We start from the raw sequence: 10,466 nt of genomic DNA, 5'->3' as shown, positions 1-10,466 counted from the left end.
GACAGGTGTGGTGCCCGCGCATGCGGGCGGCGGGGCGGAGCCCTGCCGCTGAGCGTCGGCCTGCTACGCGCGCGGGCACCACGCCCAGCCCGCAGATCGGCCCGCCAGCCGAGATGGTCAGGTCCCAGCCACAGCGTGCGAGGTCTCGAGACGGCGCTGGCGCGCCTCCTCGACCGACGGGTGCGCTGGCAGCCGGAGACGACCGGCCCGTGGCTACTCCGGCAGCGTCAGCAGGTCCCGCACGCGTTCCGATCCCAGCGCCAGGATCAGCGTCGGCAGCCGCGGCCCGCGCTCGGCGTCGACGAGCAGCTGGTAGAGGAGCGCGAAGAACTCCTTCTGGTCGGCCTTGACCTCGTCGGTCGGCTTGTCGTCCAGCGCCATGCCGCGGGCGAGCTTCGGCACCCCGTAGACCACGGCCGTCAGGGGCTCGAGGTCCGGCTCGTCGGGGAGGTGCTGGAGCAGCAGCCCGATCCACTCCCGCTGCTGCGGACCGAGGGCCGCGAGGGTCTCGGTGTCGGGGGCGTCACGCACCGTCGTCCGGTCGGACTCCGGGACGAACTCGGAGGTCCAGGCCATCGCCTTGTCGAGGCGTGGCTGGAGGTCCGCCACCGAGCCGTGCGGGTGGCCGGCGTGCTCCACGATCCGGCTGATCTGCTCCGCCGAGCCCGCGGTGACGTCGGCGACCGAGGACAGCAGCCGGAACGGGACGACGACGGGCGCGGTGGGCAGGACGCCGGCGGTCGACGTGGACGTCGCCCGCTCGTAGGCGAGGACCTGCGCGTCCCGCTTCGCGGGGTCCTGCGCCTTGCGGCCGAGCGCGTCCCACTCGTCGTAGAGCCGGACGACCTCGGCGCCGAAGTCGATGTTGAAGGCCTGCCGCGGGTTGCGCCGCACGTAGAGCCACCGCAGGATCGGCGCCTCGAGGATCCGCAGCGCGTCCTCGGCGGTGGGCGCCCCGCCCGCCGACGACGACATCTTCTGGACGCCGGCGAAGCCCACGAAGCCGTAGCCGAACCACGCCGGCCGGGGCATCCCGTAGATGCTCTCGACCAGCTCGTGACCGACCGTGAACGACGAGCCCGGGGTGGCGTGGTCCATGCCGGCCGGCTCGAAGTCGACGTGCTCGACCGCCCACCGCATCGGCCAGTCGACCTTCCAGACGAGCTTGCCCTCGAAGTCGGTCGTCAGGTTGGTGACGCCCTGGTAGCCCGTGACGTCGCAGGTGTAGCCGAGGTCGGTGGTCTCCTCGTCGTAGGACGTCAGGGTGACGGTGTCGCGGCCGCAGTCGCGGCAGTAGGGCTTGTAGGGGAAGCGGGCGAGGTCGCCGGCCGCGGTATCCGCGGTGTCGTCGTCGTCCGCCGACTCCAGCTCGACGGCCTTGGTGCGGTGCTTCGCCAGCACCGACTCGATCCGGTGCCGCTCGCGGACGGCGGTGAGCACGGGGTCGCGGTAGTGGCCGGCTCGGTAGCGCTCGGTCTGCGAGATCTCCTCCATGTCGACGCCCATGGCGTGCAGCGCGTCGCGCAGGGGTGCCTTGAAGTGCTCGGCCCAGGAGTCGTGGCAGCCCTCCGGGTCGGGGACCGCCGAGAGCGGACGGCCGATGTGGTCGCTCCAGGACGGGTCGACGCCCACAGGGACCTTGCGGAACCGGTCGAAGTCGTCCCACACGTGCAGGTGCCGGGTGTTGACGCCGCGGCGGCGCAGCTCCTCGGCGACGAAGTGCACGGTCAGGAACTCACGCAGGTTGCCGAGGTGCACCCGGCCGGACGGGCTCGCGCCGGAGGAGACCGTGACGATCTCGGCGCCCTCGCCGGCATGCCTCACCGCGTCGTCGGCGGCGCGCGTCACCCAGTCGTGGGGCTCGCCGTCCTGCTTCGTGGGCACCCGGAAACGCTACCGGGGCACGACGAGGGAGTACGCCGCGGGCTCGACCCGCCAGGTGCGGTGCCGCTCGGGGCCGTAGATCTCGCCGTCGGCCGAGCACCAGAACTCCTCGCCGGACACCGAGACGGTGGTCCCGCGGAGGTAGATGACGTCGTCGCGTTCGGGGTGGCGGCCGGTCAGCAGCTTGGCGCCGTAGCCGAACCGGGCCAGCGGGCCGATGGCGCGCGACACCATCACGTCGACCGTGCCGTTGCCCGGGTCGGCGTGCGGCGTGAGCTCGGTGCCGCCGCCGACCTGCGAGCCGTTGCCCACGGCGACCATGAGGATCGGCTTGTCCATGTCGACGACCACCTCGCCGTCGACCTCCACGGCCACGCGGATGAACGGCGGCTTGACCGCCGCCATCGCCGCGCCGAGGGGGTAGCCCAGCTTGCCCAGGTTGAGCTTGCCGACGCCGACCGCGTGCAGCCGGTCCTTCCACCGCGCGCCGTACCGCCCGGCCTGGGCGCCGGCTCCCGCGTGCACGTTGTTGACCACGATCTCGCCGACCTCGTCCACGATGAGGTCCATCGCCCGCGGCGCGCCGTCGACCAGGACCTGGGCGGCCTCCTCGACGTCGAGCGGGATGTCGTTGGCCCGGGCGAAGTCGTTGCCGGTCCCCAGCGGCAGGATGCCGAGCACCGCGTTCTTGAGCTCGTTGCGCCGGTAGAGCGTGGTGACCACTGCGTGCAGGCTGCCGTCCCCGCCGGCGACGACGATGCGTCGCGACCCGGCCCGGTGCAGGGCGCCGTTGAGCTCGCCCGGGTTGGACGTCGCCTGGACCTCGACGTCGGCGTGCGTCCGCAGGAGCGCCAACGCCGCCTGCAGGGACTCCTCGTCTGCCGGCCCGGCGTCCGCGTTGCTGATCACGAGGAGGGGGTCCATCGCGATTGACCCTACAGTTAGGACACGTGCCAGCCATCGCGATCATCGGTGCCCAGTGGGGTGACGAGGGCAAGGGCAAGGCCACCGACGTCCTCGGGAGCCGCGTCGACTACGTCGTGAAGTTCAACGGCGGCAACAACGCCGGCCACACGGTCGTCATCGGGGCGGGGGAGACCCAGCAGAAGTACGCCCTCCACCTGCTGCCCAGCGGCATCCTCACACCGGGGTGCACGCCGGTCATCGGCAACGGCGTCGTGGTCGACCTCAACGTGCTGTTCGAGGAGATCGAGGGGCTCGAGACCCGCGGCGTCGACACCTCGCTGCTCAAGGTCAGTGCCAACGCGCACGTCATCGCCGACTACAACCGGACCCTCGACAAGGTCACCGAGCGCTTCCTCGGCTCGCGGCGGCTCGGCACCACCGGTCGCGGCATCGGCCCGACGTACGCCGACAAGATGAACCGGGTCGGAATCCGCATCCAGGACCTCTTCGACGAGAAGATCCTGCAGGCCAAGGTCGAGGGCGTCCTCGAGCTGAAGAACCAGGTCCTCGCCAAGATCTACAACCGTCGCGCGGTCACCGTGGAGGCCACGCTGGAGGAGCTGCTGTCCTACGCCGACCGGCTGCGGCCGATGGTCTGCGACACCGGCCTGCTCCTCAACCAGGCCCTCGACCGCGGGGAGACCGTCCTGCTGGAGGCGGGCCAGGCCACCCTGCTCGACGTCGACCACGGCACCTACCCGTTCGTCACGTCGTCCTCGGCGACGGCCGGAGGGGCGTGCACCGGCTCCGGCATCCCGCCCACGCGTCTGGACCGGGTGGTCGGCATCGTCAAGGCCTACACGACCCGCGTGGGGGAGGGACCGTTCCCGACCGAGCTGCACGACGACTTCGGGGAGCTGCTCCGCAAGACGGGCGCCGAGTACGGCACCACGACCGGCCGGCCCCGCCGCTGCGGCTGGTACGACGCGGTCATTGCGCGCTACGCCGCCCGGGTCAACGGCGTCACCGACTTCACCCTGACCAAGCTCGACGTGCTCACCGGCCTCGAGAAGGTGCCCGTGTGCGTCGCGTACGACGTCGACGGCGTCCGCCACGACGAGATGCCCGTCAACCAGTCCGACTTCCACCACGCCGTCCCCATCTACGAGGAGCTGCCCGGCTGGTGGGAGGACATCTCCGCGGCCCGGACCCTCGACGACCTGCCGCCCAACGCCCGCGCGTACGTCACGGCCGTGGAGGAGATGTCAGGCGCCCGGATCTCGGCGATCGGCGTCGGCCCGGCGCGCGACCAGACCGTCGTCGTGCACGACCTGCTCTGAGGGGATGTCCGTGAAGACCCTGGTCATCGGCCCCGGTGGTCGTGAGCACGCCCTGGCCCGCGCCCTGTCACTGGACCCGGCGGTCACCGAGGTGCACGTCGCGCCGGGCAATCCCGGCATGGCCGCTGTGGCGACGCTGCACGACGTCGACCCGCTGGACGGCGACGCGGTCGCGGCCCTGGCGGTCGGTCTCGGGGTCGACCTGGTCGTCGTCGGGCCGGAGGCGCCGCTGGTCGCGGGCGTCGCCGACGCCGTGGAGGCCTGTGGCATCGCGGTGTTCGGGCCGTCGGCGGCGGCCGCGCAGCTCGAGGGGTCGAAGGCGTTCGCCAAGGACGTGATGAACGCGGCGAGGGTCCCGACGGCGCGGGCGTTGGTCTGCACGACGGCCGAGGAGGCGGCCACCGCGCTGGACGAGCTGGGGGCGCCGTACGTCGTCAAGAACGACGGCCTCGCTGCCGGCAAGGGCGTCGTCGTGACGGAGGACCGGCAGGCCGCCCTCGACCACGCGGTGGCGTGCGACCGGGTGGTCATCGAGGAGTACCTCGACGGGCCGGAGGTCTCGCTCTTCGTCGTCACCGACGGCTCGACCGTGTACCCGATGCAGCCGGCGCAGGACTTCAAGCGGATCTTCGACGGTGACGCCGGCGCCAACACCGGCGGCATGGGTGCCTACACGCCGTTGCCGTGGGCGCCCGCGGACCTCGTCGAGGAGGTGCTCGACACCGTCGCGCACCCCACCATCCAGGAGATGTCCCGCCGGGGCACGCCGTTCAAGGGTCTGCTCTACATCGGCCTGGCCCTGACCTCCCGCGGTGTGCGGGTCGTCGAGTTCAACGCCCGCTTCGGCGACCCGGAGACCCAGCCGCTGCTCGCGCTGCTCGACCAGGATGCCTCGCCGCTGTCGGCGCTGCTGATGGGCGCCGCGACCGGCAGCCTGGCCTCCGTGACCCCGCCTGCCTGGCGCGAGGGCGCGGCCGTGGGGGTGGTCATGGCCAGCCGCGGCTACCCCGCGTCGTCGTCCAGCGGAGACGTCATCACGGGCGTCGACGCGGCCGAGGCACTCGCGGACGTGCACGTCATCCAGGCTGGCACCGCCCTGCGGGACGGGTCGCTGGTCACCGCCGGCGGCCGGGTCCTGGCGGTCGTCGGCGTGGGCGAGGACGTCGCCGCCGCCCGCGCCGCGGCGTACGACGGCGTCGCGTGCATCTCGTTCGACGGCGCCCAGCACCGGACCGACATCGCCGCGGGGATCTGAGCGTGCCCTTCGCAGCCGGCGCCACCGTGACGGTCCGGGAGGTCTGGGCCGGTGAGGTCTGGCTGGAGTTCCCCGAGCTGGTCGTCGCCGACGACGACGTGCTCGCGACCCTCCAGCGCGATGGGAGCCCACTCACGTTCCCCCCGCACCCCGGCGGGCCGCACCCGTGGTCGCGCCAGACCCACTGGCTCGGCACCACGGTGCTGAAGCTGCGGCGGCCGGGGGAGTGGTACTCGGTCTGGAAGTTCTTCGACGCCGACCTCGCCTTCCAGGGCTGGTACGTCAACTTCGAGCGGCCCTACGTGCGCCGCGCGGACGGGATCGACATCGACGACCTCGAGCTGGACCTCGTGCTGCACGCCGACGGCCGGCGCGAGTGGAAGGACGTCGAGGCGCTGGACGCCCGGCTTCGCGAGGGCAGGTTCTCCGTCGACGACCTGCTCCACGTGCTCGCCGCCGCTCCCGGGGTCACCGACCTGCTGGACCGCGACGACCGCTGGTGGGCTGCCTGGGACGACTGGCGTCCTGTGGAGGGCTGACCCTGGATGTCGGTGATGCCGTCCGGGCTGGAGCCCCCACGGAGCTCGGGTCCCGACCGGTGAGGTGACCGTCGGCGAGCACGGCGTCGTACCGCTCGACCCGGCCTGGATCCTGCCGGGCCGACTTCTCTGGGACGATGGGACCCGTGACCGTCCCCAACGTGCTGGCCACGCGCTACGCGAGCCCCGACCTGGCCGCGATCTGGTCGCCCGAGCACAAGATAGTGCTCGAACGCCGGCTGTGGATCGCGGTCCTCCGCGCGCAGCGTGACCTCGGCGTCGACGTGCCGGACGGCGTGGTCGAGGCCTACGAGGACGTCGCCGAGCTCGGCGAGAAGGGGGTCGACCTCGAGTCGATCGCCGCCCGCGAGCGGGTGACCCGGCACGACGTGAAGGCTCGGATCGAGGAGCTCAACGCGCTGGCCGGCCACGAGCACGTCCACAAGGGCATGACCAGCCGCGACCTGACCGAGAACGTCGAGCAGCTCCAGGTCCGCCAGTCGCTGGCGCTGCTCCGGGACCGGGCCGTCGCGGCCCTGGCCAGGCTCGCCCGGCTCGCCGCCGAGCACGAGGCCACCGTCATGACCGGCCGGTCCCACAACGTCGCGGCGCAGGCGACGACCTTGGGCAAGCGGTTCGCGACGGTGGCCGAGGAGATCCTGGTCGCCGTCGAGCGGGTCGAGGACCTGCTGGGGCGCTACCCGCTCCGCGGCATCAAGGGCCCGATGGGCACGGCGCAGGACATGCTCGACCTGCTGGACGGCGACCAGGACCGGCTGGCCCGGCTGGAGGCCGCCGTCGCGCAGCACCTCGGCTTCGAGCGGACGTTCACCTCGGTCGGCCAGGTCTACCCGCGGTCGCTCGACTTCGACGTCGTGTCGGCGCTCGTGCAGCTCGTCGCCGGCCCGTCCAACCTGGCCACCACGATCCGGCTGATGGCCGGCAACGAGCTGGTCACCGAGGGCTTCCAGGAGGGCCAGGTCGGCTCGTCGGCGATGCCGCACAAGATGAACAGCCGCTCCGCCGAGCGGGTCAACGGTCTCGCCGTCGTGCTCCGGGGGCACCTCTCGATGGTCAGCGAGCTCGCCGGCGACCAGTGGAACGAGGGCGACGTCTCCGACTCCGTGGTCCGCCGGGTCGCCCTGCCCGACGCGTTCTTCGCCGCCGACGGCCTCTTCGAGACCTTCCTGACGGTGCTCGACGAGTTCGGCGCGTTCCCGGCCGTCATCCAGCGCGAGCTGGACCGCTACCTGCCGTTCCTCTCGACCACCAAGGTCCTGATGGCCGCGGTCCGCAACGGCGTCGGCCGTGAGGCGGCGCACGAGGCCATCAAGGAGGCGGCGGTGGGCACCGCCCTGGACATGAGGAAGGGCCAGGCCGAGAACGACGTCTTCGCACGCCTCGCCGCCGACGAGCGGCTCGGCCTCTCCGCCGAGCAGCTGGGCTCGCTGGTCGCCGAGCCGATCACGTTCACCGGGGCCGCCGTGGCGCAGACCCAGGAGGTCGTCCGCCGGGTCGCCGCGCTGGTCGCGCGCCACCCCGGCGCGGCGGCGTACTCACCCGGCGCCATCCTCTAGCGCCGCGCTTCGCGGACGGCTGCGGGGGCGAACGCGGTCTGGTTCGGAGTCCGTGAGCGCAGGCTGGGCCGCATTCGCCCCCGCAGCGGCACCGGTCCGACGCGTGGAGGCGCCAGATACGGTCGGGGCATGACGGACGCGACCGGTCGGCCCGGGATGGTCGACTGGGACCTCGCCGTACGGATCGGCTCACGCCTCGTCGGCGACGGCCCCGAGATCTCCCGCGGGGAGGCGGCGGCCACGGTCGAGGAGCTCCGGGCCGGTGCGGACCGCTCGACGGCGCTGGTGCGCGAGTTCACCGGCCTCGCGGCCGCCGAGCGCACGGCACCCGTGCTGGTGGTGGACCGGGCCGGGTGGGTGCAGGCCAACGCCGACGCGTTCGCGACCCTGCTCGGGCCCGTGGTCGACAAGCTCAGCGACAAGAAGCCACCCAGCGCTATCTCGGCGGCGATCGGCTCCAAGGTCACCGGTGCCGAGGTGGGCGGGCTGCTCGGCTTCCTGGGCAGCAAGGTCCTCGGCCAGTTCGACCCGTTCCACGAGCCGGCCGGCCGGCTGCTGCTCGTGGCCCCCAACATCGTCCACGTCGAGCGCGAGATCGGTGCCGACCCGACCGACTTCCGGCTTTGGGTGTGCCTGCACGAGGAGACCCACCGGGTGCAGTTCACCGCGGTGCCCTGGATGCGTGACCACCTGTTCGCCGAGATCGGCAAGCTCGCCGAGACCATGGAGCCCTCCAGCCTCCTCGACGACGGGCTCGGCCGCATCGCCGAGGCCCTCAAGGGCGCGAAGGCCTCGGGCTCCAGCCTGCTCGACGTGATCAGCACCCCCGAGCAGAAGGACCTGATCGACCGGATGACCGGCGTGATGTCGCTCCTCGAGGGCCACGCCGACGTGGTGATGGACGGTGTCGGTCCCAGCGTGATCCCGTCGGTCTCGAAGATCCGGAGCAAGTTCAACGAGCGCCGCAAGGGCGTCGGGATGCTCGACAAGGTGCTCCGCCGGCTGCTCGGGCTGGACGCCAAGATGGCGCAGTACCGCGACGGCGCGACGTTCGTGCGGCACGTGGTCGACCAGGCGGGCATGGAGCAGTTCAACGCGGTCTGGGAGCGGCCGGAGCACCTGCCGAGCAAGGTCGAGATCAAGGACCCCCAGGCCTGGATGGCCCGCGTCCTGGCATGAGCGCGGCGGGCCTGCGGGCGTCGAGTGACCCGTTCGGGTCGAATCGGGCCGCCCAGGACGACCGATCCGGGTCGCGCGACGCCCCCCGGCGGCCGGCGCCATGAGCCTCCACCCCTCGGTCGCGGCGGTCCGGGCCGGCGTACGCCGGGTGCTGGCCGAGCTCGACCCCGCCGCGCCGCAGCAGCCGACCGTCCTGGTGGCCTGCTCCGGCGGCGCCGACTCGCTGGCGCTCCTCTCCGCCGCGCTCTTCGAGGGCCACAAGCTCGACGTCCGGGTCATCGGCGTCACCGTCGACCACGGCCTCCAGGAGGGGTCCGACGCCCACGCGGCGCGGGTGGTGTCCCAGATGGCGGCCATGGGCGCCGACGAGACCGCGACCGCGCGCGTCTCCGTCGAGGGCGGGGGCAGGGGCATGGAGGCCGCCGCGCGCGAGGCCAGGTACGCCGTCCTGGACCAGATGGCCGAGCACTTCGGCGCCACCCAGGTGCTGCTCGGGCACACCCGCGACGACCAGGCCGAGACCGTGCTCCTCGGCCTGACCCGGGGCTCGGGCGGCCGGGCGCTGGCCGGGATGCGCCGGGCCTTCGACGTCTACCGGCGGCCGCTGCTCGACGTCGCTCGCGACGAGACCGTCACCGCCTGCCAGGTGGAGGGGATCGCGTTCTGGGAGGACCCGCACAACACCGACCCCGCCTACACCAGGAGCCGGGTCCGGCACCGGGTCCTGCCCCTGCTCGAGGACGAGCTCGGGCCGGGGGTCGCCGCCACCCTGGCGCGGACCGCCGACCAGCTCCGCGAGGACGCCGAGCTGCTCGACGCGCTCGCCGCGACGGCGTACGACGAGGTGCGAGCGGACGGAGGACTGGACGCGGCCCGGCTCGCCGCCCAGCCGCCCGCCCTGGCGCACCGGGTGCTGCGGGCCGCCGCCGTGGAGGCAGGCGCGCCGCCCTCCGAGCTGTTTCGGGTGCACGTCCTCGCGCTGGCCGCGCTGATCGGTCCGCAGCCCCGGCCGGGGGAGGTCCAGCTGCCCGGCCACCTGACCGCCCTACGGGACGGGGACCTGCTGACCTTCCGGCCCACGGCAGGTGGCGCTCGCGACGCCGGGAACGGGTGGACCTAGGCTGACCCCATGGATGCCGCGGACGTCCCGGACGACCTGGTCGAGGTCCTGTTCACCGAGCAGCAGATCCAGCACCGGCTCTCCGAGCTGGCCCTGGAGATCGAGCGCGACTACGAGGGCCGCGACATCCTGATCGTCGGGATCCTGCGCGGTGCCGTCATGGTGATGGCCGACCTGGCCCGCAGCTTCAGCCGGCACGTCGAGATGGACTGGATGGCGATCTCGTCCTACGGGTCCGGCACCAAGTCGAGTGGCGTCGTCCGGATCCTCAAGGACCTTGACACCGACATCTCCGGCCGCGACGTGATCATCGTGGACGAGATCATCGACACCGGGCTGACCCTGTCGTGGCTCACCTCCAACCTCGCCTCGCGCAACCCGGCGAGCGTCGAGATCTGCACCCTGCTGCGCAAGCCCGAGGCGCTCACCATGCCCGTGGACGTGAAGTATGTGGGTTGGGACATCCCGAACGAGTTCGTGGTCGGCTACGGCCTCGACTACCGCGAGCGGTACCGCAACCTGCGCGACATCGGCACTCTGTCGCCGCACGTCTATTCCTGAAGGTCGGTCATGGGTCGTACGTGGGTTGGGACGCTGCGCAGATCCCCGGCAACGAGTTCGTGGTCGGCTACGGCCTCGACTACCGCGAGCGGTACCGCAACCTGC

General features: G+C 72.5%; 9 protein-coding genes and 1 pseudogene. 8 read left to right on the top strand and 2 right to left on the bottom strand.

Annotated elements, in window-relative coordinates; genetic code table 11:
* Positions 1-213: 213 nt before the first annotated feature.
* Together lysS and JHD21_RS06460 are read right to left on the bottom strand one after the other, a co-directional pair.
* The gene (gene lysS / locus JHD21_RS06465; RefSeq protein WP_292672594.1) at positions 214-1,884 is read right to left on the bottom strand and encodes a lysine--tRNA ligase; all 1,671 of its coding nucleotides are present in this window, start codon (positions 1,882-1,884) and stop codon (positions 214-216) included.
* Between the two features lie 9 nt (positions 1,885-1,893).
* Positions 1,894-2,808, bottom strand: a complete 915-nt coding sequence (locus tag JHD21_RS06460) for a diacylglycerol kinase family protein (RefSeq protein ID WP_292672592.1) — start codon at positions 2,806-2,808, stop codon at positions 1,894-1,896.
* A gap of 26 nt (positions 2,809-2,834) precedes the next feature.
* Here JHD21_RS06460 and JHD21_RS06455 point away from each other — a divergent pair, with 26 nt between their 5' ends.
* The 8 genes and pseudogenes from JHD21_RS06455 to JHD21_RS21885 form a co-directional block, all read left to right on the top strand.
* Positions 2,835-4,130: an adenylosuccinate synthase gene (locus tag JHD21_RS06455; RefSeq protein ID WP_292672591.1), complete on the top strand. Its 1,296-nt coding sequence runs from the start codon at positions 2,835-2,837 to the stop codon at positions 4,128-4,130.
* A 10-nt stretch (positions 4,131-4,140) separates the two neighbouring features.
* Positions 4,141-5,385, top strand: coding sequence for a phosphoribosylamine--glycine ligase (purD, locus tag JHD21_RS06450; RefSeq protein ID WP_292672589.1), 1,245 nt, complete (start codon positions 4,141-4,143; stop codon positions 5,383-5,385).
* Between the two features lie 2 nt (positions 5,386-5,387).
* A complete protein-coding gene (locus JHD21_RS06445; protein ID WP_292672587.1) occupies positions 5,388-5,924 on the top strand; it encodes a DUF402 domain-containing protein in 537 nt (178 codons plus the stop codon).
* Positions 5,925-6,061: 137 nt separating this feature from the next.
* A complete protein-coding gene (purB, locus tag JHD21_RS06440) occupies positions 6,062-7,501 on the top strand; it encodes an adenylosuccinate lyase (protein ID WP_292672585.1) in 1,440 nt (479 codons plus the stop codon).
* A 129-nt stretch (positions 7,502-7,630) separates the two neighbouring features.
* The gene (locus tag JHD21_RS06435; RefSeq protein WP_292672583.1) at positions 7,631-8,680 is read left to right on the top strand and encodes a zinc-dependent metalloprotease; all 1,050 of its coding nucleotides are present in this window, start codon (positions 7,631-7,633) and stop codon (positions 8,678-8,680) included.
* A gap of 100 nt (positions 8,681-8,780) precedes the next feature.
* Positions 8,781-9,800 carry a tRNA lysidine(34) synthetase TilS gene (gene tilS / locus JHD21_RS06430; protein ID WP_292672581.1) on the top strand — a complete coding sequence of 340 codons (1,020 nt, stop codon included), beginning with the start codon at positions 8,781-8,783 and terminating at the stop codon, positions 9,798-9,800.
* Positions 9,801-9,809: 9 nt separating this feature from the next.
* Positions 9,810-10,361 carry a hypoxanthine phosphoribosyltransferase gene (gene hpt, locus JHD21_RS06425; protein WP_292672579.1) on the top strand — a complete coding sequence of 184 codons (552 nt, stop codon included), beginning with the start codon at positions 9,810-9,812 and terminating at the stop codon, positions 10,359-10,361.
* Between the two features lie 17 nt (positions 10,362-10,378).
* Positions 10,379-10,466 (top strand): annotated as a pseudogene (locus JHD21_RS21885) (hypoxanthine phosphoribosyltransferase); the annotation flags it as partial.

Origin of the sequence: Nocardioides sp., assembly GCF_016462705.1 — a bacterium.
Taxonomy (GTDB): Bacteria; Actinomycetota; Actinomycetes; order Propionibacteriales; family Nocardioidaceae; genus Nocardioides.
This window is presented reverse-complemented; position numbering and strand designations above follow the sequence as displayed.

Excerpts from the sequence above, each read along its gene's own strand:
- tilS (WP_292672581.1), top strand. The coding sequence starts at position 8,781 with ATGAGCCTCCACCCCTCGGTCGCGGCGGTCCGGGCCGGCGTACGCCGG.
- JHD21_RS06460 (WP_292672592.1), bottom strand. The coding sequence starts at position 2,808 with ATGGACCCCCTCCTCGTGATCAGCAACGCGGACGCCGGGCCGGCAGAC.
- purB (WP_292672585.1), top strand. The coding sequence starts at position 6,062 with ATGGGACCCGTGACCGTCCCCAACGTGCTGGCCACGCGCTACGCGAGC.
- JHD21_RS06435 (WP_292672583.1), top strand. The coding sequence starts at position 7,631 with ATGACGGACGCGACCGGTCGGCCCGGGATGGTCGACTGGGACCTCGCC.
- hpt (WP_292672579.1), top strand. The coding sequence starts at position 9,810 with ATGGATGCCGCGGACGTCCCGGACGACCTGGTCGAGGTCCTGTTCACC.